The following is a 24,501-nucleotide window of genomic DNA, read 5'->3' as shown; positions in this document are numbered from 1 at the left end:
CCGCCTCGTTGGCCCCAACGGACTGGTACCAACGCAGCCGCGATCGCGACTGCACTTCGATGCACATGACCACGGTCACGCGGCCACGCTCGCCTGAGTGTGGCGAGCGTCATGCCAAGACTTAAATCCCGCGACCGTAGATGGCCTCGGTGGACTGCGGCCGCAGGGGCATGTTGCCACAGGCGGGCGGCGTGCATGGATTTTCGCCGTCGATGAATGGGGCTTGCCCGCATTCAATCATCCCGCCTTCCATGGTGCCCACTAACCCCAGCAGCGCCGCAGGATCGATGGGACCGGGATCAATCCACATCCCGTCGGGTGTCAATTCCATGGTGCCGAGATCGAGATCCAACCCGCGTCGCACTACTTCGAAATTCACATACAAGTTCAACAGCCCGTTCTGCGAATCCAGCAGGGCGCTCAGAGCTGTGATGGTATCGCGTGCGGCGGTTGGACCACTGCTGAGGCCGCGGGCGTCGCGAAACTCACGGATATCTTCGTTGAGTTCCAGCTGGGAGGCCGCGATTCGCACCGCCTGCCGGCCCAGTTCAAAGTTGATGCGGTTAGCCCGTAGCTGCCGAATGGTTGATCGCAGGAGTCGCCAAATATTGTCCTCATACCCATAGTAAGCCCGCTTGGACTGTTCATACTCGATCAGAGATTGGCGGTAGGTATTGCGTTCTTGCAGGCGTGTGATGGGCGCATCCCATTGCAAACCCACACGCAGCGCCGTGGTATTGCTCTTCAGTGCGAAGGGGTTGTTGCCGTCATTCTGGACGCCCCCTGCAAAAGTCACGTCGAGCGTGCTTTCGAGGTTGTCAGCGATGAATTCGATCGAGCGATATTTGTCGACCAAGCTCGCCCGGGCATTGGCCCAGTCTCGGCGGTTCACCCGCGCGATTTCCAATGCCTCACCGGGATCGATTTCCACCTCGGGAAGCACGAGACTTTCCACTCGGGCGCGAGCCTGCACCAACTGGAGGCTGAGCACGTCGTCACCCAACTGGGCCAGTAAGTTTTGGCTTGACAGGATAACCCGATTTCGGACTTGTTGAGCCACCTCCGCGTTGTCGCTTGAGTTGGGTCCCACCGCGCGGAATTCAGCAATCGATTCGATCAACGCATCGACCTGGGGTTGATAGGCCTCCAAGCGAGCGGACAGCTCGACAAAATTTTCGTCCAACTCTTGACCGGCCTCAAGGACTGGCTCGATATCGAAAATCGATTCGTCGACAGCTTCAATGCCGAGTAGCGAGCAGATATTGTTCTGTTCTTCTCGGTAGAGCGCAAGCAGTGACTCGGCTTGCCGTCGCCGCTCGGGCAGTTGCTCTTTGAATGTCGCCAAATCCTGGCGAACCCGTGGCAGATCTTCTTCGACGAGACTATGGGAGAACTGCGAGACAGGCACGAGTGATTGTTGCAACTGTTCGACGAGGCTCTTCGTTTCATCGTCCCAGACCAATCGTGATGTAGGCAAGCCTGTGGCGGGATCAATTTGTCGTTCAGCGCGATCCAACAGAGCAACATTCAGGCGACCGATGTGCGTGCGGACCGCGATGAGTTCTTCGCGACGCATTCGCAATTCGCGGTCAATCAGTTCGAACCGATTGAGCGCGGGATCCTTGATTTCAACGCAAATATAGGGAGGCAAGCCGAGGTTCGTGAGGAAGGTGTCGATCGAATTTTGATAGCCCACCCGCCGTGTGACCAACGCACTCTGAGCACTCAGAAGTGAGGAGCGAGATTGTGAGACCTGCAGTCGCTGCCGAATGATCTCCTCGGGGTCTTCGGGAATGGTGGTGAGCAGTTCCACGAGTGTGTTTTCGAGCACGAGGAGGTTTTCCCCGAGCCGAGCGACGTTTTCCTCCAGGTTACGAATTTGCAATTGATCCTGCAGCAAGCCGATGAATCCCCCAGCGTCAGGGACGCCGCCGCCGCTGAAACCGAAATTACCGCCGCCACCGCCGACGCCCCCGAATCCACTTCCGAGACCGGTGAAGCCACCCAGCCCCACGCCGAATACGCCGCCGCTACGCTGGACACTTGTGTCGATGTTTCGCCCGGTGGTGATATTGAGGTAGAACGCCCGGCGATATCGCTCGAACGAGCGGACGTTCGCCAGCAGCCTTCGCTCGGAGATCGTCAGACGCTCCATCACCCGGTCGCGTCCGGCATTGCGTAGCAGTGGCTGCAGCATAGCGAAGTCAAGGACAGTCACGGCCGATTGCGAGTTCGGGCCACTGAGTTCCCACACGATATTGTTGGCGACACCGACCACGAGGTTACCACCGGTGGCAAAGGCACGCTGCATTGAGAAGTCACGCGGTCCGACACTGTACCCACCCAGGCCAAGTTGAGTGCTGCTGTTGCCGGTGCGGCCGGGTCCCGTCGTACTGAAGAAGGCTCGCTGGCCTCCAAAGAACTGCGTGTCGAATTGGAACCGTTCACTACTGACGTCCAAAGCCGAAAGGAAGAGGCTTTCGAGCTGTTGTTGATAGTCGGGAGAATGCAACATCGCGATGCGGACCGAGTTCTCGGAGTTGAGTTCCAAGACCCCGTTTTCGTTGAGCGGCAGGTACTGCCACCACACGGGATTTTCAGCGGTGTTGGTCAATCCGGCACCATCCCACAAGGGGTACCCTCGCCGGCCATCGACGCATTGCATGTAGCGATGGGACGCCGGATCATCCAACGGCATCGGTTGAAAATCTGGGTCAAACGGATTGAACATCCGGCTTCGGGGATCGAGGTCGATGTTCAGCCGCGTGTCGGGCGGACGGGAAACGTGAGAGGCTTTTTCGGCGATCAACGCGTTCGCCTCCCCGTTGGCTTGGATCCGGTAGTGGGCCCGCGAGCACCCCACCATGACCAGCACGCACGCCACGATCGCCGTGAGGATCGCCGCCCGCCCGCAGCTACCGCCGCTGCGGCCGTAGAAATCGTCAAACAATGCTCGGTTAGTCACGTAATACCATCCATGGCAGATCGTCAGATCGAAACGGGTGAATGCGTCATCCGTGACGCGGCTATTCTCCCATCACCTTGGTTCGGACGGGAGGAGTAATTGTCTTGACCGTTGCGGAGCGAAAAGACGGTACATCCCCACCAGGCCGGTGCACCTCGTGCGTGATGGGCAAAATGTAGCGATTAGCGGGCTTCGATCTGCCGGGTAAGCCATTCGGTTTGGAAAACTTGGTGAAATTCTCGCAGCAGGGTCGGTTCGTCGATTAGACTTGTTAACTAAACTAAGCCTATCCAACGAATGATTTCCGTTTGACCGCGTCCTCGATAGATCGCGGAAACGCGAAACACGCCGGGCCCTGCCCACGCCGCTGAGCGAGCTATGCCGAAATACTTCCTCCGACCCGCTTAGTGCCTCGATCTCCGTTCGCCCTCCACTCCTCTTGTCTACTATTCGATGTCGTACGCCCTGCTCGGACTACTGATCGTATTGGTGTTGGCCCAAGCATTCTTGCTTTGGAAGGCAGCCACTACATGGCGATGGTATGAGATGGTGGCGATCATCATGACCACCATCCTGGCCGTTGTTTTCGTGTTCCCCGTCGCCGGAGCCCTGAAAAGCCGCTCTGCGTGGTACAAGAAAAAAGAGGAGCTCGACGCTCGTTTAGAGAAAGCTCAAACCGAACAAAAAGAGCTTCGCGATGGCGATCGGAACAACCCCCTGTCCGAACAGGGTGTGCTACCAATGTCGCAAAAGCTGGCTGCGATCGGACTGGAAGCTGGTCGACGGTGGCGTGGCCTGCGGTTGAGCAACTCGAACTTCAACGGTCAGCCCACCATTGTCCTGACGCGCCCACCTCAGGAACCTGCCCCCGGCGAAGAATTGGAGGCCGAGGCTCCCAAGCCCGATGCGGAAGCCGGTCCCTTGATCGCTGAAGGCATGGTGGTGTACGGATTTGGTGAAGGGCGTGGACCCAATATCGACGTACCTGTCCCGGTGGGTTACCTAGGGGAGTTCCGAGTCGTCAGCAGCACACCCAACCAGGTCACACTGTCGCCCACCGGTCCATTGATGGCCGACCAGCAGCAGTTGATTCAAGACGGCAAAGCCAGCAGCTGGTCGGTTTACGAGCTGCTCCCGCTCGACGGCCACATGCCCTTCGTTGCGGAGGGTAGCGTCCCGGACGACAACAATGTATTTGGACGCGTTGACGAAGATCTGATTAATACGATTCTAGCAAACACCTCCGAAGAGACTCGCGAGAACTACCTTCGTGACGGCTCCCGATCTCGCGCCGACGACCCCCCACTGTCGCGATGGGTGAAAGTCGAATTCCTCAAACCCTACACCATTACTGTCGATAGTCTGGACGAACGTGGTGCCTTGGTAGAAGGCTTCTTCGATGGTAGTGGCCGAGCGGCTGATAGCCGGCTGAAAGTGGGTGGCGATAGCAAAGGTGAGGTCAAACTGGCCAAGGGAGAATTGTTACTCGTCAAGAAAGAGGCTGCCGATGCCATGCGGGCTGAAGGCGTGGCCCGACTGGTCGACGAATATTATCTCCGACCACTCAATGATTATCGCTTTGTGCTACGGCGGATGCGGTTGCGGATCGCCGATCTACAAAACCGCAGTAAAATCCTGGGCTTCGAAAAAGAAGTTCTGCAACGTGCCATTGATGCCACCGTCAGCATGCTGGCCTCCTATCAGACGGAGAAATTGCTTCTCGAGCAAGATTTTGACCAAACCGAAACCGAGCGTAAAGCAATCGAAGGTTATAACGAGAAACTTCGCGTCGAACTGAAAGAAACTCGCGAGAAATTGGTCCAGCTGTATCGCAGCAATCAGTCCCTCGAAGGCGAACTCGCTGAGATTCAGGGCAGGATCCAGTCACGTGTCAACTCGCTGACGACCACCAGCACGAGGTAATCGCGGCCTCACTCTCGAGGCCGCCCGTCCGTCCCCTGCACCTAACTCGCACCCGCGCCCTGCCCCTATCTGGCACCCGCACGCGCACCGCCTGGAATCCACTATCATAGGATTCCACTTCTTGCAAAATCCGCTTATTGAACCCAGCACGCACTCGATCGTGTTTGGTCGTTCAGCGAGTGCGATCCTCCCTGCCTCAGCGACAGAACTGACTAGGCACTGCGTTGGTGGCGATATGAACCATTCCAGGACATGATTCGCTCTATGAAACGTTCCCATACCCCCCCCTTCCTCGTCGCCGTGACGCTGGGCATTTTCACTGTTTTGGCCGGTCCCGGGATCGCTGCCGACCCGCTGCCAGCATGGAACGACTCCAGTGCGAAACAAGCAGTGCTAGGCTTTGTCGCGAAAGTGACCAACGAAGGTTCCGCTGACTTTGTACCCGAGTCCGACCGGATCGCCACGTTTGACAATGATGGCACCCTATGGGTCGAGCAACCCATCTACACGCAATTGGCGTTCGCCTTGGACCGCCTCAGGTCCATGGCACCTCAGCACCCCGAATGGAAAACGCAACAGCCTTACAAATCGGTTCTCGATGGAGACCTCGAAACACTGAAGACCGGTGGAAAACATGCGTTGGAGCAAATCATTGCAGCCACCCACGCCGGCATGACGAGCGACGACTTCGACAAGATCACGAGCGACTGGATCTCGACGGCCCAGCACCCTCGCTTCAAAAGACTCTACACGGAGTGTGTTTATCAACCCCAGCTCGAACTGCTTAAGTATCTGCGTGAAAATGGATTCAAAACATTTATCGTGTCGGGTGGCGGCATCGAGTTCATGCGTCCATGGACCGAAAGGGTGTACGGCATTTCATCACCCCAGGTCGTTGGTTCCAGCATCGCGACCGAATTCCAGTTTGTTGACGGCCAGCCCGTGCTCATGCGGCTACCGAAGGTAAACTTCGTCGACGATAAAGCTGGTAAGCCAGTGGGAATTGGCCAACACATCGGCAAGCGTCCCATCCTAGCGGTCGGTAACTCTACAGGCGACCTCGAAATGCTGCAGTACACCACGGGCGGCAGCGGGGCACGCTTGGGATTGCTCGTCTACCACAACGACGCCGAGCGTGAGTACGCCTACGGTCCCGCAGGCGGATTGCCCGACTCGAAGATAGGCACGTTTCCTCAATCTTTAATGGACGACGCCACCGAGAACGGCTGGATCGTCATCGGAATGAAGGAAAACTGGAATCAGATTTTTCCGTCTGTACCGTGAGACGAAAGTGATCGTGGGAGCCGCCGCAGCGGTTCACTCGATTGCCAGTCCCGCGGCCTGATCTGTCGTGCGGCGGCCCTCACCGCTTGCGTGGCTGTCGGCATCGCCCACCAGCCGGTCCGAACGCCGCCAACGCCGGATCAATTCGGGGCTGATGAAGACTCCATTGGCGGCGATCATCATGATTCCAAATGTCGCCATCCCCAACCCCAGCCCAATGCCAGCGTGAACGGCTACCGCAATCGCCAACGTGAATGGACGCGTCCAGCGCGGCCACACCAGTGCGCAGTAGAAAATCTCCCAAAACAACGTCACGTGCGTCAGAGCAGTGAACAGGCTGGGGTAGGCCGCAATGAACGTTGCGTCCCATGACTGATATTCATAGTTCCCCACGGCATACCACAACGCCGTACCATCCCACCACATCTGGCCACGTGCTTTCGCCAGCCCTCCGAACAGATAGATCATGCAGAGATGCAATTGCAGCAATCGTGTGGCAACATTCGCTGTTACCGTCGGCCGTTCTTCAGGCCATAGCCACGCCAAAACTTTCGAAACAGGCCGCTGAGAATTACCAATGATCCGGCGTCGCAACCACGCATCGACCGAAAAAACACTGCCGCAAGGTGTGAACGCGAGATACATCACGCAATAGGTCAGAATCTGATCGAGCCCGAATAGACTCCCCAGTAATCGATGCACAATCATCAGTTGAAACCACCATGCCAGCGGTCCTGTGATCCGGGTAAATAATCCGAGCATGAATGACGCCGATACCAGGATCACCATCAGTTGATGGACCAACAGCAATGCGGAGCTATCAACACTCCAAAGGTAAGACCACGCGGCGGTGGCTTCACCCAGGCTGCCATCGTGCAGCGCACGCGCGGTGTCGTTGTTGATCCACGCATCGACACCGATAAATGTTCCCAAATCCGCTGCCAGCACCAGGTTCGTGTACAGCAACATTGCCCCGGCAATAATCCGCAGCAAGGCCAGGATCTCGATCGGACGAGGACAGAACCAAAACGCATTCCAAGCGGATGCGAATTCAAGTGTTGACTGCTTGAGTTGACGTCGCTGCTCAGCGACAAATTGTGAGAGTCGGCTCATTTGGTTTGTCCTCCCACGGGACCATCTGAACCGGGGTCGTCGCGAAATAACCGCTGTCTGGCGGGGCGAACAGGACCGGGCATGGAATCATTCGGGACCACCTCGTCAGGCGCCGTACGCAGCGGAGACACTGGCGGTAAGGTCTCGGGCTGCACGTCCAGCAGTGCTTCCATGCTGATCGGGATGTCCTCGAGCACGACATAGGCCGCGGGGTCGTCGAGCGGCACCGGGCTGGAAGCATAGGCCACGAAATCAGGTAGTAGGTGTTCCACACGGTCGATCTTGATCGAACGATCACCGAATTCGGTTTGCAGATGGCGGGTCATCGAGGCGAGGATCATGTCGTAGCGTCGGCGACCCAACCGCCACACCTGCAGTTCACCCAGCGGCAATTCAGGTCCCACTAACTGCGCCGCATCGGCGGGCAGCTGCGGTTGGTAGGAGTCATTGAGAAACTCAGCCAACATGAAATGGCGATGGTACGACAGTCGTGGCCACTGCTCGTTCAGATCTGGATACCAGTGAATCTCGGCAGCGTCCGCTGCGGCAGAACTCGACGCGGCCGCTCCACCTGCATCAGCGCCCCCAACTTCGACGCGCAGTAGATGGCTGGGGCCTGGGTCAGGGGCGAAGAACGCGTATCCGCGGTCCAGATATAGGAATTGACCATAAGCCGCCAGCGGCGCGAGCAGATTCGATACCGAGGGTGACAACCCGCGCGGGCCACGACTCTGGAAAGCCATCGGAGGTGCAAAGACCGCGGCCAAATGAACGAGAATCAATACGCTCAGGATCACCCGGAGACGTCGTGACAAGGGAGGAGGTGAGGGCATGGACAAGCAAAAAACTGACGAATCAGGGCGTTGGAATCGGAGTTCCCAAAATAGTCGCTCTGGCAAGGATGTATAGCCGCACATGACACCTTGGTGGCGATAACCTGATGGTGGCTGATGGATTCACCGCGCCCCCGATTCGGTTTGCTGCTGGCATCTGTTAAATTTCACCAACGATCGGCACGAAATCTCTTGGTTTTCAACTCCAGCTCTCCCTCGCAAAGTTCTCCATCAATGCCTCATCAGCCTGCCGCACGCCAACGAATTTTGATCACCGGCGGGGCGGGCAATGTCGGCGGGTCGCTCGCATGTCGATTGGCAGCGTCACCGCACAACGAGGTCGTGGTGGTGGACAATTTAGTTACTGGGAGCTTGCAAAAACTACCGACACCGCCGCCGGCCAATTTTCGCTTCATCAAAGCGGACGTGAACGATCTGAACGATCTCTCACCGATCATGACGGCGCATCGTTTCGATGTGGTATTTCACTACGCCGCACTCGTCGGCGTGCAACGGACGTTGGCCAACCCGGTCGCGGTACTTCGCGACATCGATGGGATTCGTAACGTGCTCCTGCTGGCTAAAAACACCGGCGTACGGCGAGTCTTCTACGCCAGCAGCAGTGAGGTTTACGGGGAACCGGTCGAGCTGCCTCAACACGAACAGACGACGCCGCTCAACTCTCGGTTGCCTTACGCCATCATCAAAAACCTGGGTGAATCGTATTTCCGTTCTTACCATCAAGAGTTCGGCTTACCCTTCAACGTTTTCCGGTTTTTCAACACCTACGGACCAAAGCAGACGACGGATTTCGTGATCCCCAAATTCATCGCAGCAGCCCGCGCCAATCGCGACATCACGATTTATGGGGATGGGTCGCAGACACGGACGTTTTGCTACATCGAAGACAATCTCGATACGACTGAAAGGATTTTGGCCGATGAATCTCTAGCTGGCGAAATCATCAATATCGGCAGCGACGTGGAAATCAGCGTGCTCGACCTCGCCCAACGGATCATCGACAAAGTCGGCAGCAAATCTCGGATCGTGCACACTGATCCCCTGGCTGAAGGTGACATGACCCGTCGCTGTCCGGATATTACGAAAATGAAAAAAATCCTCGCTCGCCCGCTCACGCCGCTCAGCACAGGGCTGGACAAGATGATTTGACAGCGTTTTATGGTGCCCATCGACTCGTTTGCCGCGTATAATAAGTGACACCTGCTTCTACGTTTAGAAATGGCGTCGGCAGCGTGAACCGGCTGCTCAGGGTCCTGGTTCGGCACGCCCCCCTTGCTTTGCAATGACTGCTGACTGAGCACTCCGCCGACACCAGTCTCGGTTAACCTGCTTCATTTCTCACCCGCCCACCTGATTCTCCCGCCCCGATCGCAGTCTTTTGACCAAGAAAACACCCCTCTCGCGCGAGCGTAATACGGGCTCACCGCCAACGTCCTCGCCGCTGGCAGCTCACGTGGAACGCGTTGCTGGAAACCGCCGAGAGTTCTTCGCGCGGAGCACCATGGCGTTGGGCAGCACCGTGGCCCTGGGCGGTGCGGCTGCGGTGGCGACGGGTGGATCGATTTTGGCGAACGTTGGCGCGCACGCGGGTGTGCACTTAGGCGGTAGCGATCGCATCCGCATCGGCTTGATCGGCTGCGGCGCCCGCGGCAAAGCTGCCGTCATCGAAGCGATCACGGCAGGCCGGAATGGCTTAAGCGATTGCAATGATTTTTCCGGCGTCCATTTGGTCGCCATGGCCGACACATCCTCAAGTCAACTGCAGACAGCATACAGGACCGTCAAAGGACGCCATCGTGACAGCGTGGACGTGGGTAGTCGCCGCTTCGTCGGCCCTGATGGCTGGCGTGGAGTCCTCGCGAGTGACGTGGACCTCGTGATCTTGGCGACTCCGCCCGCATCCCGTGCCGGGCACTTTGAAGAAGCTGTCCGGGCGGGCAAACATGTTTTCATGGAATGCCCAATCGCAATCAATAGCCATGATGTGCAACGTATCGCAGACGCCGGACGGTTGGCCCAAACCTCCGGACTCGCTGTTGCCGTCGGTCATCAACGACGGCACGAACTACGCACCCGCGAGTGCGTGGCAAAGCTGCGCGACGGTGTTATCGGCGATCTGATTTACGCGCGTACCTACAGCAGTGACTCCCAAGAGGATCGACACGTACAGAGTCTCGATATTGTGAATTGGGTACTCGGCCACGGTCCCGTCGCGGCCCAGGGGTTTGGGAATGCCAGTGGAGACGTGTCGGCATACCAGCTCATCGAGTTTACCTACCCGAACAACTTCCCAATGATCTCACAGTGTCGTCAAACGCGAGGTGGCCGGAACCTGGGCGAGTTCTTCCATGGCACGCACGGGACATGTGATATGTCGCGCGCCGCCATTCACAACTCCGACGGAAAACTGATCTGGCAAAGCGAGGCCAAAGAAATCCCAGGCAAAGGCTGGCAGCGTCAGTTCAACGAATTAATCGCAAGCCTACGCGCTGGAGAAGCACCGTTCGAGCTTGAGCACGCGATCGCTAGCACGGCCGCGGCCATCCTGGGGCGAACCGCCGTGCAAAGCGGCGAATTGATTCGGCAGGCTTAGCTCTTTCTGCAACGATGCAGCAATTCATTGAGTTGCTCATCCGTCCTGGGGTGCGTCGAAGTCTGCCGGAGCCGATTCCGGCTGGGCGTGCAGGCGTCATCGCTCGCCCACGTCGATCCGGTGAGACCCGGGATCGTCCGTTTCGGGCAACCGCTTTTCAGCGAGCTCGTGAATCGCACGGATCGCCTTGCTAAAACTGATTCAACAGATCGAGAGTCAAGGCTGTGAAATCTTCGGGAGCGTCTTGAGGCACCCAGTGCGAACAATTCTTAATCGGGTGCAATTCCGCATGGGGCATATCCCTGATCAAGCGTTCAGCGGTCGAAACCGGTTGCCAACGATCGTCGACGCCCCACAGCAAGCGTGTCGGTTGAGACATTCGACTCAATCGATCGGTCAACGGCGTAGTGTGGTTCGTATTCAGGCTCGATGCGTTACGTACCAAGCTGACGATTCCCTCTGGATCCAGATATGGCGCCATCACTCCCTCGCGAAATTCGTCCGTCAGTCTTTCAGGGCGTGACAAACCGAACTCGAACGCTTTCTCCAACAGCTCCTTCATCTCTTCGGGCTTCATCTTCGCATTGCGAGGATGGCCCAGCGTGAGCATCTCATCAACAGGCCAGCTATCGTAGGCGACACTATTGGAAAGCACCATCGAACGAACGAGTTTCGGCACGCGATCGGCGAGAATCAGGGCGACGCCGCCACCAATGTCATGGGCAACGAAATGGGCACTTTCGATATCGAGCTCAGCGAGAAAGCGTTCGATCACATCAGCCTGGACCGCGATCGAGCGATCAAATCGGTCCCGACGATCCGAGTACCCATAGCCGATCAAGTCCGGCGCGATGACGCGATAACGTTCCGATAGCGGCTCGATGATCTCGTGAAACAGATATGACCACGTTGGGATTCCGTGCAGTAGCAACACTGGGTCACCCTTGCCGACATCGGTATAGGCAACCGTGAGCGACTCATCGATGATGCCATTAATTTCAATTGATTTTTGACGGCTACGAAACGTTTGATGATTCACGTTCATTCTCCTAGAAAAAAGTAGTGGCGAAGTCTAATTTCACTTGTCACTAAATCGCGACAAGACTTGAGTGACTGCTAGCGAGCAGCGGCCTGAACTGCTTTGATCACATCCGCCGGTTCGGCCCGTTTCTTGTAGTCAGCGTCAAGGAACGCAAATGTGATCCTGCCGGACTTGTCGATGACGTACGTCGCGGAAAGCGGCAACTCCATGGCATCGTTGCCGTTGTATTCGGGCAACCTGAGCTTGTCGCGGTAGGCCGGAATGATCACTTCCGGCAGCTGAAACACGAGGCCATACTTTCTTGCAACGGCGCTGTCCCTATCGTGCAATGCCACGATGTCTAGTTCATTCGCCTCGGCCGTCGCTCTCGCCTTTTCGGGCAACTCCGGTGTCAACACAACCAACTTGGCTCCGGCATGTTCGATCTGGTCGATGGCTTGTTGCATGGCGCGAAGTTGGAGGTTGCAATAAGGGCACCAACCTCCTCGGTACCACATCAATACAATGGGCCCGTCCTGCCACAGGTCACTGAGCCTGACCTGCTCGCCCTTCCAACCAGAAAGCTGGGCGTCGATAGCCATCTCCCCCACCTGCTTTGCAGATTCTTCGATGTCGGTCGCCCGGACGATCTCGATACCTTGCGCGTAGGTCTGCACCACGTCCGCAGGATAATTTGCCGCGTTCGCGGCAGCCTTTTCTTGGAGTTGCGCCGAAAGCGATGCGGTATCGCCTACCGCTGTAGGTGCGTTCGGCTTTTCAAGCGAGTTCGCTTGATCTCGTTGCGACGACACTTTCAAGGCTTTTTGGAGTTCCGCTAAATCGCTCACGACGTAGTCGGGCTTAGCGACGTTTGGATAAAGTGTCTTACCGGGACGAGCAATGAACGCGGTTTGCAGACCGACATTTTTTGCGCCAGCCAAGTCCCATGCGTGTGCGGCAACCATGAGAACCTCTTCTGGCTGCACGCCCAATTCTTTGAGAACGAAGCGGTAGGTGTCTGGGTGCGGCTTGAATTTTTTTACGCTGTCCACGCTGTAACGCGTCTCAAACAGATCGATCAACCCCGCATTTCGAAATTGCGTCTCAACCCCGATCGCCGATGAATTGGTCAAACTCACGATCCGAAAACCATCATCCTTGAGTGCTCTCAGTCCCGCGATGACATCCGCATGTGGCGGAAGCGAACGGAGTGGTGTGACAATTGCCTCCTTCGCTCTGTCAGAAGTGAGTTCAATGCCTTTCGTTTCGGCAACCATCATTAAGGCAGCCGTTCCAATCTCGCCAAAGCTATGGTACTCACCGCTCAAAGTTTCCACTAGCGAGTAGTGAAGTATCGTCGAGAACCAGAGCGGCAAAAGGTCTTCCCGGCCGTGGAGAGCTTCACCGACAGACGCCTTCAGCGGCGTCAGATCCAGCAGGGTTTCATTGACGTCGAAAATCAAAATCTTGGGCGTGGGCATCGGTTGTCCCCCTCGAGTTGAAACGGCGCCACTGGCTACCTGCCCATAGGCGTTGCCCGTGAGCCCCATTACGAACATGGAAACGGCAAGTGAAATTGATCTTGTCTTCATTTCATTTCTCCAATTTGATGGCATGTTCGGAAAGCTACGGCAGTCCATCGTCACGACAAAACGTTCCACCTGCGTGGCACTCACAAACCAACGCGGATAGCGAGCATTTAACATGCCGGGGAAAATAGTATGTTCGTATTTTTTGACAGCACGAAACACTCTTCGATCCGCACTGCTTCCAAGACCATGTGGGGTCCCACCCTAGCGTCTGAGAAAGCCCGTGAAAGCGTGCTGCCCAGAAAAGCCCGTCGACTTTCGCCAGAACTTCCCGCTGAGAATCTCAGCCACTACCTATGAAATCAGACGGATTGCTTGACAAGAAATCTGCCGCAACGCTGTTTTCTCAATCGCCCCACGCCCCAGTACTCGGATCCCAACCACCAAGGCGACGAGGGCTTTCGCGGTCGGCCGTACTTCAACGGTGTCGGGAATGTCTCCGCGTTCCTTGCCACGCGTGATTTGCCGTTCGAAAAATGTGACGACCTCCTGAATTCCATCGGAAACGACTCGTTTCACATCGTCGTCGTGCAATGAATAGTCAAGCGCGGTATTGAACAGCAAACACCCTTTTCTCTCGGGATCATTCAATGTGCTCTCGACCGTAAAGTCGAAGAACAACGCAATTGCTTCACAAGGATCGTCGACGGTTTCCAATATCTGTAGCTTGCTCGTCCGGCGTTCGTCACCATACTTCTGAAGCGCCCGAATAAAAATATCGTGTTTGCCATCGAATGCGTTGTAGAGGCTGCCACGCTTGATTCCGGTCGCACTCGTGATGTCAGAGATTGATGTCGCGGCATACCCCTTTTCCCAGAAGACCTCCATCGCCCGCTCGATCACATCGGACTCGTCAAATGATTTTTCCCACGGCATGGTTTTGTCTCGCGAAAATTGTACCTGCTGTAACCAAACTTACGCAGTTTAGACCGATCGGTCAACACTTGGGAGACTACTCAGCAAACGGCGTCAGTGCAGCACGGTGGCCAATGCCCCAGCGTGCGCAGGGGCGGTCTTCCCCGGTCATTTCAAATTTGCAGAAGTCCCCCGAACTCCATGCTGTCAAACGCAGCGTTTTTGAACGGCAACGCAGCGTCCCAAGCGGCCAGTCTCCCGAAATTCTGGGGTACGGTACGGCGAGCCGACAACTTGTCGAGATTTTTGCTCGCTACCGAGAGACACTACCGTCAGTCAGCGAGGGCCATCGCAAGATCCGGACGTGACTTCTCCGGCATGGACTACCGGCATGCATTGCAATGGCCTCGAAGCAGAATTTCGGTCACTTCACCGACTTTGCCGCTCTCGCGCTGACTGCTCGCGGTCAATTTCACCTCATCCAGGCAAGAGACGGTTCCGCAATCAACGCATAAAAAATGCGGATGAGCCGATTGATCATGGTCGCCGTCCGCGATCGCCTCAAATCGCCAAACGTGATCCCCCAATTCCGTCCGGCGCAGCAATCCCGAGTCAGCCATGTCGTTCAAGTTGCGAAACGCAGTCGCTTTGTCGATGCCGCTGATACTCAGTTGCTCGGCGACGTTGGCGTGGGTCAACGGAGCGTTCGCCTCCCGAAGCATGACGAGCGTGGCGATTCTCGCGGGAGTTGCTCGCAACCCCGCATCACGGATCGCCTGCTTGATTGCTTCAATCGACTCAGACGACTTGCTCACAGAGTTAACCTAAAAAATGAACCGGACCAGGATTCGAAGATCACTCCGCATCATAGCACCTTGCAATCCTCTTGCAAATACAAACCGCGATTGGCGACTTGCGAATGCGCCGTCGTAGTGGTGAACGCGATGGCCGTGTGACGGCCCAGCGGTGCGGTCGCGATCATGACCCTGAGAGTGATCAGAGAATCCGGAACAGCAGGCCGGGCCTCTCCATCACGGGCCTTTCCGTCCCTGCCTCTCCGTAGCTGGATGCGTGCCCCCCCGCAACAAGGCCTCTACTAACTCTTTGTCGCAAATGCACCTGCATCACTGTTGCATTTCGGGTTGACATCCACGGGCCTGCTTTCTTTAATGCAACCGAAGTGCATGTGCACCGAAAGGCAAATAGAACTGCGAACACTCTTCTACGTAGCGATCCACTCCATCCCCTTACCAACGGTGGAACAGGACGTCCCGACAACTCAATGGAGCCTGAACAATGAGCGATATCCCTTACGAAACGGCGCCTGTGTTGCCGCTTCGCTCTCTCGAAACCGCAACCCTTTCGACCTGGCGCGACTGGATTGGAATCATGGCATCCATCGGATGTGCGGTTCATTGTGCGGCGATGCCGTTTGTGATTGCGTTCTTACCTGCACTAGGGCTCAGCTTCCTGGCCGACGAATCGTTTCATCAATGGATGGCACTGGCATGCTTCTTGATCGCAATCGCTGCATTTGTTCCCGGTTGGCGAAAGCATCGCCGGAAAACACCGATGGCCGTCGCCAGCCTGGGACTGGTGCTCATTACCGGTGCCGCCTTTGGACTCGCTGGCGACTGCTGTGCCGCTTGCGCGACACCGGGCATCGCGGCGACGGGGCCCACCGTGTGCACTGATGCGTGTTGCGAGCACTGTGCCGCAGCGGAGGGCACCGCCACTTTGCCCCCATCGACCGAGCGCACGTCCAACAAGCTCAAATCAAGCCGCCAGTCGGCCATCAACGGCAAGCCGGAGGCCTCGGGTATGCAAGCCTTCATCGCGCCGTTTGCACTCTGGATTACACCGTTGGGCGGAATTCTGTTGGTTTGCGCACACTTGCTGAACCGTCGCTGGGGATGCCTTTGCGGGTGCTGCGAAAATCCCGTACAAACTGCATGACGCGCCCCCGGCGCAGCATGCTCGAGCGCGAGACTCCGCTTTGCCTGTGACCCTCGCTGGCCGGCGACGTGCCTGGGGCGGGAGACGTTGATCGATGTCCCACGGTTACGGAAATGTTAACCAGAAACTGAGATCGTCTACGAGGCAATAATCCCCGCTCATCCAGCCGAAGTGTGCGCCGAATTCTCCTTCAGGCATCACTCCAGTGTCAAAGGATGGGTTTGTTTGCAAGTTCTACTGACAGTAGACTGAGAGAGCCGGTAGCACCGGTGTCGATCTCTACCGCAGGGCTGGTTTGACAAAGTGCATCCCTGCTTGCCCACAATCCCCTGCATAACTTGCCCACGATCCCCTGCATACACCGTGAGTCAAAAGCGCCGACGGGACCCGGCGGACTTCGGTTTGCCGAGGACGTTTTTATGATTACTGGACACTTGAATCCTGCCTGAATAGCCTCCGGCAACACCGAGTACGCACTGGTCGGATGATCCACTACCATTGTTCCGGAAAAGGAAGCCGGTCGTATTCAGGGTGACGACGCGAAGTACAATGAAGCGGCTGCGAGGGTCATGAAAAAGCACGGCATCGGTACCAATGATCTGCACGAGCTGACCAAGACGTTTGCTACCGACCAGTTTGATGGTCCCGGTAATGTCCACTATACCCAGGAGGGTTATCAGAGGATCGCACAGCAGGTCACGGAATCCATTCTAAACGCCCTGTAGTTCAAACATACGGAAGATGCGTTTGGGCGACATTTGTTGTTCTCGAATTGAGTTTGAGCGGACGCTCGCGGCCGACCCCCTCCAGTCTCCCCGAGCCCTCGAACTGACTGGCTATACGGATACAATTACCTCAGTGCCTGCGGCAAGTGGTTGCTGCAAAGTCAAAATGCAAAAATCTGTTTTGGATGCCGGTGGGAAATCATGACGACAGTCTTTCACAATCCGAGGTGCTCGAAATCTCGCGCTGCGGTCGAGCTGCTAAGTTCACGGGGGCTCGAATTCGAGGTTGTCAAGTACTTGGAATCGCCACCCAGCGAAAAAGAGATTCGAAAAATCGTGAAGCTGCTTGGTATCGAACCAGCGCGGTTGGTGCGGAAAGGAGAGAAACTGTTTAAGGATCTGAAGCTAGCCGAGCAAGACCTGTCGGACGAGGAATGGATCGCCATCCTCGCTTCGTATCCCGCGCTCATCGAGCGACCCATTGTCGTTCACGAGGGGCGTGCCGCGATCGGTCGCCCGCTCGAAAATGTGGTTGAGATTCTCGAAAAGTAGACAGGCAGCGACAGGTATTTGACCAGCTGACACGAGGCTAGATGAGGCAGGTCGCCCCCAACGAAATCGAAATGGGTTTCCTTGCATCCAACAAAAGACTGGGGGACTGGGCCTCCGCTCCGTTCCCCTTGCTCGCCTCCGAATGCCGGTCTTGCGCACTCCTGATCGTACCAGTGCGGAGCAATAGCGACGCACACGAGTATGTCGCTGTCGTCGGTAAGAAGCCGCGATCCTGGTTAAAACTCGCTCGTTGAGGGCGGAGCGGGTGCGGAAAACTGCTGGAATGAGAGCATTGACATCCGGTTTGCTTGGAATCGGTTTGTGGAAGGGATACAATCGTGCTTATGTTGATCGCCAAAAGGATGTAAAGGTGCCAAAGAAGATTCGCGAACTTATTGCTGATTTGCACGCAGCGGGATTTCAGAATCGTGGCAAAAAAGGGAGCCATCGAAACTTCATCCATCCAAAGGTTGTCAAACCGCTCACGCTTTCTGGCAAGGTCGGAGACGATGCGAAGGCATATCAGGAGCGGCCCGTTCGCAAAGCAATCGAGGAATCTAGGTCATGAACAAAGCTGCAAAATACGTTAAGTTGGTCGAATGGTCCGACGAAGATAACTGCTTCGTCGGTAGCTGCCCCAATCTGTTTTACGGTGGGTGTCACGGCAGTGACGAGAAGTTGGTTTTCGCAGAACTCTGCCGAATCGTCAAAGAAATAATAGAGCTTTACGAAGCTGAGAGGAAACCCTTGCCACCGATAACATCGGGATACGATTGGGCAAATACGATTACGAATACAACTGCAACGAGTTGAGACAACAGTGTAGAGGCGAGCTGTTTATTCGATCGATCCATTCTTGATTCTGGTGACTGCAATGACGACAAGATCTCTTGTCCAACGCTTGATATTGATGTCGGTTTGTGTGCTGTGGTTTGGCTTGCCAGCACAGGCGCAATTGCTCGGTGGCCTGACACCGTCTGCGATCGCCGATGGTGCCAAAGTCGTCTTGAGCGCCCGCGCCGAAGATGCTCCCAAAGTGACCGAACTTCGCGAGTGGCAATTGGAGGATCGTGGTCCAGTTCAGGGGCGGCTGGTCCAGTGGATCGGTCCTGATAATTGGATCCATATCGAAGACCGATTCCAGAGAATCCAGTCGTTTCCGCCAAGGCAGTTTAGCGAATCGGATCGCGAACTCATTGAGAAGACACTCGGACCTTGGCGACAGTTGGTCACCCGGCTTCGGCAGGAATTTCCCATTCGCGATGCAGGTGCCAAGCCGTGGAGACAAGGTGATCGAGAGCTGAACAACGCGAGTTTGTTGTCGGTTGACGACGACATGTCGTTTTGGAGTATTCAGCAAGCGTTGATCGCCATTCCGTTGACATCGTTCACGGGTGAACAGCGTGATTTGATTCAAAAACGACGTCAGCTTCTCGGCGAGCTTTCGGTCTGGCAGACCCAGGATCCTGGCGTGGCGTTTCGAGCGGAGCTGCTCGGTGAGGTCGACGATACGTATGTCTTTGGTCGCATTTGGAAACCGTATGCCTCCTATCCCGTGATGGCTCGATTTCGTGTCCGCAAAAACTTGCTCGCCGACGTTGATCGCGAACGGGCAGGTGGTTGGCTGAAGTCCGGAAAGGTGAAGCAAATTCCCGGTCTGGAACAATCGGATCTGTGGTGTTGGCCGGGCAGGTTGGGGATGCTCGGTCCAGGCAAACCTCTCGAGATTGTGGAAGACGAAGCGGATCCTTCGCAGAGCAAAGTTTCGTGGGCCGTTCCAGATCATCGACCCGAACGAGCTCGCTTTCGCAAGTTTCGGATCAAGCGGTGGGAATCGCTCGGTTCGTTCAACGGACCCTCTGAATTGGATCTGCGGCGGGTGCTTTTCGAACGAAAGTTGCACGAGGCCGACGCCAACGTTTCCGCTGAGAAAGTAGCGGAAATTTGGAGCGATCAACGCAAGTCGCTGGTGGAGCGGGATCCACTGCGGTACCTCAATACGACGGTGGTTTGGCGACTCAAAGACACCGATCCCAATTCTCGTGTTACCGCGACGCTGATCGGCGAGAGACACCCGTTTTATGTCTATCAGGTCGGAGGGGAGGACGTGACGGCAGCGGTTTTAAAAACGGAATTGGACGAGCCTTGGCGAGAGGTCGCCGAACAAAGCGTCCAAAGAATGAACGAGTACTTTGAGGCCCATCCGAAGGCAAAACGCCCTTCCCTGCATTCCGAATATTTCATCGTCCGACGTTCTCACGCGATCCTGCTTTTCATCAAACCACTGGAAGTCGCGGGCGAGACAAAGTTAAAGGTCAAAATGGCCGGCCGTGACACACCGGTGGTCTTGCTAGCGGATCAACTGCATTACGCCGATGCGATGGAGATGAACTTGATGATGCTGGAATCCGAGCCTGGCTCATCAACCAAGCGAATGCCTGAAATTGCCAAAGCCTCTCGTGAGGAGCGGCTCCAGTGGATCAAGCTGCAGGAACATTTTGAGCAGAAAACAATCTTTGGACTGCAGCTCCCCTCGGCGAGATCGATGGAAGACTGGTCCGTGAGCTGGCATCAACCGCTTTACCAGACGCAAATTGGTTTCGACGGCGTTGTCGTCGGCAAACATCTCGATAGTTGGATCATCCGCGATGGAACAGTTGATTTCCTGATTGACACGGAGCTAATGACGGACCGCAGCAACGAGCAAGCGTCCCAGCAATGGCAGGCTCTGAAAGAGCAGTTTCCAAACCAAGCCATCCCGATCAGTGTTCCTACCCTGCGGGTCTACGGGTCGGTCGGAAAGGCGCCGTTGCCGCCAGCGGAGGATCCGAGCTGGAGCGATAACGACGAGTGGCAGTTCACGGATTGGGAAGGCAAACGTCAATCGATCCCGAAAGCCGCTTTCTCACATTTGGAGCAACTCGAACTCGATGTGCAATTTCGTTCGGAGTCCGAGGTGAGACGAACGGTTTCGACGGAGGACGAGTATGCTGCGACGCAAAAGGTCAATGAGTTCCAGGAGAAACTTCGGCGAGAGCTGGAGGGGGAACTACGCAACTTGCCGAAGCCAGCAAGTTTTCAGACTTGGCATTTGGCGGACTCAAAGGACCATTTGGCCGCTCATTTTGAACGTTTTGATGGCGAGGACGTGATCATGCTTAGCTCCTTAGGTGTCCATTTTCGCATCGCACGCGGTTTGTTCCAGGAACATGCTCTGGAGAGGATGGAGGAGCTCGCCGCTGAGTTTCGCCAGGAAGGGAAAGCGGGCAGGACGGCCGGACTGGATCCGTCCACCATCACCCATCGAGCGATTCGACGGGCGGACGGGCGGACAACTCGACCGGGCACGCCAATCCGTGCGAATCGCTACTACATCGATGTGGAAAACGAGGAAGGGCTGCTGACCCAATTGTCCGTGGACGAACTTCATCCGGTCGATGGATCGGAGCTGCGGGCGGAGTTGTACCGCCGCGAACATGGAATTGAATGGGACGATCAAGTCGATGAGCGTCTGGCTCTGCCGGTTACCGAAGATGAGATCATTGAGCGTCCAGCCACTCTCGATGCCGAATACCGGCAGCGTTTGGAGGTGCTGCGGCGTGGTTTCTCACCCCAATGGAAAGAAACGCAGTTAACGCTGAGTCCAGGCCAGACCGTGCGGCAGATTTCAGTGGATGGATCGTGCATGGTGGTTACAGGAAACAATCCTGCCGTGGTGGACTCAGCCGGGAAAACCATCCATCGAATCCCACGCCAATGGGATGAGCAGCACCCAGTTTATCTGTCGCCGGACAACAACCAATTGATTGGATTTGAAAGTGGTGTTTTGACCGTTTGGGATCTGCAGCAGCAAACCAAGTTGGCGAGTTATCCAGCCGTCAAGCAACCCTTGGTATCGACGCAAAGCGCCGACGGCGACCGATTCGCCTTCGCTACCCACGATGGATCGTTCAACCTCTTGAATTTGGCATCGATGGAAGTCCAACGTTCTCGCATTGAGTTACTCGAAGACGAACGCATGACCCGAGAGTTGTGGTGTTCGAGCGACGGGCAAAACTTTATCGCGACGAGCGATCAGAACATGTACCTGTTAAAGGTGGACGAAACCACAGGAAAGATCGCGAACCAAAATCGACTGAAGAAGTTTCCAAGAATTCGCGAAATGGCGGTCTTGGATCACAGGGCTTGGGTCAGCACGGTGGAACAACCCTGGGCCATCTACTTCGGTGTCGAGGAAGGAAAGTTGGTGCAAGCCAAACGTCAGTTGGGCATCATTCCTCACTGGATGAAGAACGTCGAGGCCGACGAAGGGATTCCACTGATTCGCATCATGGGGATGCTTCCTGGATTGGCGGGTTCGGAAGATCCTTATGCGTTTGTGTCGCACGTTGATTTCAACGGCCACCCCATGGGCGTCGTAGAATCCGTGAATTGCGATTTGACTGGTCCGGTGATGATCGCCGGGCGGGGCAAGGCGATGGTGTTCCGTCGAGGCGACCAATGGATTCATGCCGTGGCTCCAGAGCAAATCAACGCGGATCGCGTTCTCCGCGTCTTGGCGGAGGATCTGATCGACGACGATCGGATCGATCAATTGGATGCTGTGTTCGCATACCTGCGGACACCATCGATCGCGGACGTGGGTGAATATCCCGACGAGTTAAGTGAAGAGTTTCTCAATGCGCTCTACCTCGTCTCCCAAGAATATGGCTGGGTTCACGGCGGCGATCCTCGGATCCGGAGAGAATTGTGGTTGAAGCGAGCCGGCGAACGGATGCCGCAGTCCATCGTGATCCCTATGCTGCGTGCTCAGTATCACAGCGACTTGGCATGGGCAGCGCGTGGGAGCGGATTCGTCAATACGGTTACCAATGAAGGGATGCAAACCTATCACGAGCAGTTAACCGTCGCACTGAATCACATCAAACCGTTGCTGAAGAAGCAGCAACCTGCCACGAGAGTGTTCTCGCTTTCGGTGTCATTCGCCACGGGGCTGTCGGCTCCTAAAACAGCGGTGGGCGAGTTGACCCGACGAGCGATGGAAACGCCCGCGAAAAATAGCTTGGAGGTACACTCTGCAGCAGTGAACTATCTGCTGCCACGGTGGCACGGGAACCCCGGTGATTTTGAGAACTACATCGATCGAGTTTGCGACCAATTGGGTGGCAACGACGGCGACGCGATGTACGCCAGATTGATCGTCAGTTCTGCGCGCTATTACCCGAGCGGGCAACCCGCCAGTGATTTCATGCGATTCGATCCTGATCGAGTCTTACGGGGAATGGATGCGTACTATGCAAAGGACAGGACCAGCACGCGTTGGTTCGAATTGGCAGAGAAACTCTTCCAGCGAGAACAGGACGCGGAAAGACTTTCGAAACTCCGGCAATTGGTCGTTCGTCACCGGATTTATTTTGGAATGTAAACTCTGGTGATCAGCATGAAATCAAGAAGCCCGATTGGACATTTTGGGGCGTTGGCAACGTTTTCAATCTTAGTTGTGACATCGATGCTCGCGATCGCTGAGGATTCTGCGATGATTGCCTCTTTCGCTGTGGAGTTGACCGTCCCGGAACTCTCCGATGGTCCGCCCGCGGCAGGAAAGAGAGTTGCCATCACCTCTCCGGAGTACGTTGGCACTGAGGTGAAACACATCCTCTATCTTCCGCCGCAGTGGAAGCCCAATGGAACGGTCCCCATCATCTTTGAGTACACGGGCAACTATTTTCCGAGCAGCGGATCGACGGGAAAACCAAAGGATGCGGCGTTGGGGTACGGCCTTTCAGGAGGCAAGTATATCTGGGTGTCACTGCCATACGTCAATTCCTCCGGAACCGCGAATGAAGTGACATGGTGGGGTGACGAGGACGCAACCGTTGAGTACGCGAAACGGAATGTTCCTCGCATCATCGAACAATTTGATGCCCGAAGAGATGCCGTTTTCCTGTGCGGGTTTTCGCGCGGTGCGATTGGGGTGAACTATCTTGGTCTGCACGATGACGAAATTGCCGGGCTTTGGACAGCATTCGTTGCGCACGATCATTTTGACGGAGCGAAGCAATGGAGCACGCCTTGGGGTTCGTCGTTGGCGGTCTACCAGCACAACGCAAAGCAGCGATTGGCGAGATTGGGCAACCGCCCATACTGGGTCAGTCAGAATGGTAGCGATCGCGGGACAGAACAATTCGTCCGTTCCGTGGTTTCAGATTGCAGCCATTTTCAATTCGCTAACATCAACACCAAGGCGATTCTGGGTAGCTTCCCAAACGATGTCGCGAAGTCCTCGCATACCGATCGCTGGCTACTGAAACCCAGCACGTACCGCGACCAGGTTTGGCACTGGATGAATGAGATAGTTGCCGGCTCAGACGAAATTCCGATTCCAGCATTCAATGAATGATCTTGCCTGCTCGCGTCACGACCAGTCGCGTTGGCGAGGGACGACACGCCCACCAGTCCCTCGATGGGAGCTGCTCCCTGACGCGGGCCACAGGAGAAGCAAACGCCATCAACAGCAACCCGAAGAGTCTCCGTCGATGTTTCCGTACCCCGACGCTACGCAACATTGAACTGACCGCCCCGTACATGCACAACGGTCGCTTGATGACACTGCCCGACGTGATCGCATTCTATGCTCGTGGTGGTGACATCAAAGCGGATCTGAAAATCAACCCGGACATGCACCCGCTGATACGCGACATCGATTTCCTTGCGCCGTACGACAAAGTTGCGTTGCATTTCTTTCTGCTCTGCCTGACCGACGAAAACGTACGCTACGAACGTGCCCCGTTCGATCATCCCTCCCTTCACATCGTCAACGGATATCAGGAAGCGACGGAAGCTGATGGTAAACACCTGGAAAAAAATCATGACGATCGATTGCGTCGGTCGCGACGGGAATAAATCTGTAAAGCAGGAGGACTACCGGGAATATCTGGAAGTCGAAGGGAATTTTGAACAGCAAACGCAACAGCATGTAATTGAGAAAACGCTACAGCTCTTCCCGCTAGGTTCGGGCAACGAAAAGAATGTCAATGAATAGTTGTCGTGAGCCGTTCCTACCCTAAATCA

General features: G+C 55.9%; 20 protein-coding genes. 13 read left to right on the top strand and 7 right to left on the bottom strand.

What is annotated here, in order from left to right; translation table 11 throughout:
• Window positions 1–121: 121 nt before the first annotated feature.
• Window positions 122–2,866, bottom strand: coding sequence for a hypothetical protein (locus tag Poly21_RS12680; RefSeq protein ID WP_302119759.1), 2,745 nt, complete (start codon window positions 2,864–2,866; stop codon window positions 122–124).
• Between the two features lie 552 nt (window positions 2,867–3,418).
• Between Poly21_RS12680 and Poly21_RS12675 the strand changes: the two genes are divergently transcribed.
• Window positions 3,419–4,888 carry a hypothetical protein gene (locus Poly21_RS12675; RefSeq protein WP_146407386.1) on the top strand — a complete coding sequence of 490 codons (1,470 nt, stop codon included), beginning with the start codon at window positions 3,419–3,421 and terminating at the stop codon, window positions 4,886–4,888.
• Window positions 4,889–5,152: 264 nt separating this feature from the next.
• Window positions 5,153–6,172 (top strand): HAD family hydrolase, encoded by a 1,020-nt coding sequence (locus Poly21_RS12670; protein ID WP_146407385.1) that lies wholly within the window; start codon window positions 5,153–5,155, stop codon window positions 6,170–6,172.
• Between the two features lie 33 nt (window positions 6,173–6,205).
• Here the strand turns inward: Poly21_RS12670 and Poly21_RS12665 are convergent, their stop codons facing one another.
• Window positions 6,206–7,285 (bottom strand): HTTM domain-containing protein, encoded by a 1,080-nt coding sequence (locus Poly21_RS12665; RefSeq protein WP_146407384.1) that lies wholly within the window; start codon window positions 7,283–7,285, stop codon window positions 6,206–6,208.
• A complete protein-coding gene (locus Poly21_RS12660; protein ID WP_302118795.1) occupies window positions 7,282–8,100 on the bottom strand; it encodes a hypothetical protein in 819 nt (272 codons plus the stop codon). Before Poly21_RS12660 ends, Poly21_RS12665 begins: the two co-directional genes overlap by 4 nt.
• 252 nt (window positions 8,101–8,352) lie before the next feature.
• On the opposite strand from Poly21_RS12660, the gene Poly21_RS12655 reads away from it, so the two are divergent.
• Together Poly21_RS12655 and Poly21_RS12650 are read left to right on the top strand one after the other, a co-directional pair.
• On the top strand, window positions 8,353–9,288 hold the full coding sequence (locus tag Poly21_RS12655; protein WP_146407382.1) for an NAD-dependent epimerase/dehydratase family protein: 936 nt from the start codon (window positions 8,353–8,355) through the stop codon (window positions 9,286–9,288).
• A 229-nt stretch (window positions 9,289–9,517) separates the two neighbouring features.
• Window positions 9,518–10,732, top strand: coding sequence for a Gfo/Idh/MocA family protein (locus Poly21_RS12650; protein ID WP_302118794.1), 1,215 nt, complete (start codon window positions 9,518–9,520; stop codon window positions 10,730–10,732).
• 190 nt (window positions 10,733–10,922) lie between these two features.
• On the opposite strand, the gene Poly21_RS12645 is transcribed toward Poly21_RS12650, so the two are convergent.
• From Poly21_RS12645 to Poly21_RS12625, 4 genes are all read right to left on the bottom strand, one after another.
• Window positions 10,923–11,771, bottom strand: coding sequence for an alpha/beta fold hydrolase (locus Poly21_RS12645; RefSeq protein WP_302118793.1), 849 nt, complete (start codon window positions 11,769–11,771; stop codon window positions 10,923–10,925).
• A gap of 77 nt (window positions 11,772–11,848) precedes the next feature.
• Complete coding sequence (locus tag Poly21_RS28310) at window positions 11,849–13,345, bottom strand: haloacid dehalogenase type II (protein WP_367302550.1); 1,497 nt, start codon at window positions 13,343–13,345, stop codon at window positions 11,849–11,851.
• Window positions 13,346–13,636: 291 nt separating this feature from the next.
• Window positions 13,637–14,218, bottom strand: a complete 582-nt coding sequence (locus Poly21_RS12630; protein ID WP_146407379.1) for a TetR/AcrR family transcriptional regulator — start codon at window positions 14,216–14,218, stop codon at window positions 13,637–13,639.
• A 362-nt stretch (window positions 14,219–14,580) separates the two neighbouring features.
• Window positions 14,581–15,012, bottom strand: a complete 432-nt coding sequence (locus tag Poly21_RS12625; protein ID WP_146407378.1) for a Fur family transcriptional regulator — start codon at window positions 15,010–15,012, stop codon at window positions 14,581–14,583.
• 481 nt (window positions 15,013–15,493) lie between these two features.
• Between Poly21_RS12625 and Poly21_RS12620 the strand changes: the two genes are divergently transcribed.
• The 9 genes from Poly21_RS12620 to Poly21_RS27485 all read left to right on the top strand — a co-directional run bounded on the left by Poly21_RS12620 (window position 15,494) and on the right by Poly21_RS27485 (window position 24,472).
• The gene (locus Poly21_RS12620; RefSeq protein ID WP_146407377.1) at window positions 15,494–16,153 is read left to right on the top strand and encodes a MerC domain-containing protein; all 660 of its coding nucleotides are present in this window, start codon (window positions 15,494–15,496) and stop codon (window positions 16,151–16,153) included.
• A 569-nt stretch (window positions 16,154–16,722) separates the two neighbouring features.
• The gene (locus Poly21_RS27490) at window positions 16,723–16,878 is read left to right on the top strand and encodes an SGNH/GDSL hydrolase family protein (RefSeq protein ID WP_302118792.1); all 156 of its coding nucleotides are present in this window, start codon (window positions 16,723–16,725) and stop codon (window positions 16,876–16,878) included.
• A gap of 201 nt (window positions 16,879–17,079) precedes the next feature.
• A complete protein-coding gene (arsC, locus tag Poly21_RS12610) occupies window positions 17,080–17,430 on the top strand; it encodes an arsenate reductase (glutaredoxin) (protein ID WP_146407376.1) in 351 nt (116 codons plus the stop codon).
• A 283-nt stretch (window positions 17,431–17,713) separates the two neighbouring features.
• Window positions 17,714–17,998: a type II toxin-antitoxin system HicA family toxin gene (locus Poly21_RS12605; protein ID WP_302118791.1), complete on the top strand. Its 285-nt coding sequence runs from the start codon at window positions 17,714–17,716 to the stop codon at window positions 17,996–17,998.
• Window positions 17,995–18,243 carry a hypothetical protein gene (locus Poly21_RS12600; protein ID WP_146407375.1) on the top strand — a complete coding sequence of 83 codons (249 nt, stop codon included), beginning with the start codon at window positions 17,995–17,997 and terminating at the stop codon, window positions 18,241–18,243. Before Poly21_RS12605 ends, Poly21_RS12600 begins: the two co-directional genes overlap by 4 nt.
• A gap of 61 nt (window positions 18,244–18,304) precedes the next feature.
• Window positions 18,305–22,855: a WD40 repeat domain-containing protein gene (locus Poly21_RS12595; protein ID WP_146407374.1), complete on the top strand. Its 4,551-nt coding sequence runs from the start codon at window positions 18,305–18,307 to the stop codon at window positions 22,853–22,855.
• Between the two features lie 15 nt (window positions 22,856–22,870).
• Window positions 22,871–23,830, top strand: a complete 960-nt coding sequence (locus Poly21_RS12590; RefSeq protein WP_146407373.1) for a hypothetical protein — start codon at window positions 22,871–22,873, stop codon at window positions 23,828–23,830.
• Window positions 23,827–24,333, top strand: coding sequence for a hypothetical protein (locus Poly21_RS12585; protein ID WP_146407372.1), 507 nt, complete (start codon window positions 23,827–23,829; stop codon window positions 24,331–24,333). Before Poly21_RS12590 ends, Poly21_RS12585 begins: the two co-directional genes overlap by 4 nt.
• A complete protein-coding gene (locus Poly21_RS27485; protein ID WP_302118789.1) occupies window positions 24,299–24,472 on the top strand; it encodes a hypothetical protein in 174 nt (57 codons plus the stop codon). Before Poly21_RS12585 ends, Poly21_RS27485 begins: the two co-directional genes overlap by 35 nt.
• Window positions 24,473–24,501 lie beyond the last annotated feature (29 nt).

The organism is Allorhodopirellula heiligendammensis (genome assembly GCF_007860105.1).
In the GTDB taxonomy this organism is placed as follows: Bacteria; Planctomycetota; Planctomycetia; order Pirellulales; family Pirellulaceae; genus Rhodopirellula; species Rhodopirellula heiligendammensis.
Note: the sequence above shows the minus strand (reverse complement) of the source record. Positions and strands in the feature narration are given on the sequence as shown.

What these genes read in the sequence shown, in the direction of transcription:
- Poly21_RS12680 (WP_302119759.1), bottom strand. Translation starts at nt 2,866, where the DNA reads ATGGTGGGGTGCTCGCGGGCCCACTACCGGATCCAAGCCAACGGGGAG.
- Poly21_RS12675 (WP_146407386.1), top strand. Translation starts at nt 3,419, where the DNA reads ATGTCGTACGCCCTGCTCGGACTACTGATCGTATTGGTGTTGGCCCAA.
- Poly21_RS12670 (WP_146407385.1), top strand. Translation starts at nt 5,153, where the DNA reads ATGAAACGTTCCCATACCCCCCCCTTCCTCGTCGCCGTGACGCTGGGC.
- Poly21_RS12665 (WP_146407384.1), bottom strand. Translation starts at nt 7,285, where the DNA reads ATGAGCCGACTCTCACAATTTGTCGCTGAGCAGCGACGTCAACTCAAG.
- Poly21_RS12655 (WP_146407382.1), top strand. Translation starts at nt 8,353, where the DNA reads ATGCCTCATCAGCCTGCCGCACGCCAACGAATTTTGATCACCGGCGGG.
- Poly21_RS28310 (WP_367302550.1), bottom strand. Translation starts at nt 13,345, where the DNA reads ATGAAGACAAGATCAATTTCACTTGCCGTTTCCATGTTCGTAATGGGG.
- Poly21_RS12630 (WP_146407379.1), bottom strand. Translation starts at nt 14,218, where the DNA reads ATGCCGTGGGAAAAATCATTTGACGAGTCCGATGTGATCGAGCGGGCG.
- Poly21_RS12620 (WP_146407377.1), top strand. Translation starts at nt 15,494, where the DNA reads ATGAGCGATATCCCTTACGAAACGGCGCCTGTGTTGCCGCTTCGCTCT.
- Poly21_RS27490 (WP_302118792.1), top strand. Translation starts at nt 16,723, where the DNA reads ATGAAAAAGCACGGCATCGGTACCAATGATCTGCACGAGCTGACCAAG.
- arsC (WP_146407376.1), top strand. Translation starts at nt 17,080, where the DNA reads ATGACGACAGTCTTTCACAATCCGAGGTGCTCGAAATCTCGCGCTGCG.
- Poly21_RS12605 (WP_302118791.1), top strand. Translation starts at nt 17,714, where the DNA reads ATGAGAGCATTGACATCCGGTTTGCTTGGAATCGGTTTGTGGAAGGGA.
- Poly21_RS12600 (WP_146407375.1), top strand. Translation starts at nt 17,995, where the DNA reads ATGAACAAAGCTGCAAAATACGTTAAGTTGGTCGAATGGTCCGACGAA.
- Poly21_RS12595 (WP_146407374.1), top strand. Translation starts at nt 18,305, where the DNA reads ATGACGACAAGATCTCTTGTCCAACGCTTGATATTGATGTCGGTTTGT.
- Poly21_RS12590 (WP_146407373.1), top strand. Translation starts at nt 22,871, where the DNA reads ATGAAATCAAGAAGCCCGATTGGACATTTTGGGGCGTTGGCAACGTTT.
- Poly21_RS12585 (WP_146407372.1), top strand. Translation starts at nt 23,827, where the DNA reads ATGATCTTGCCTGCTCGCGTCACGACCAGTCGCGTTGGCGAGGGACGA.
- Poly21_RS27485 (WP_302118789.1), top strand. Translation starts at nt 24,299, where the DNA reads ATGACGATCGATTGCGTCGGTCGCGACGGGAATAAATCTGTAAAGCAG.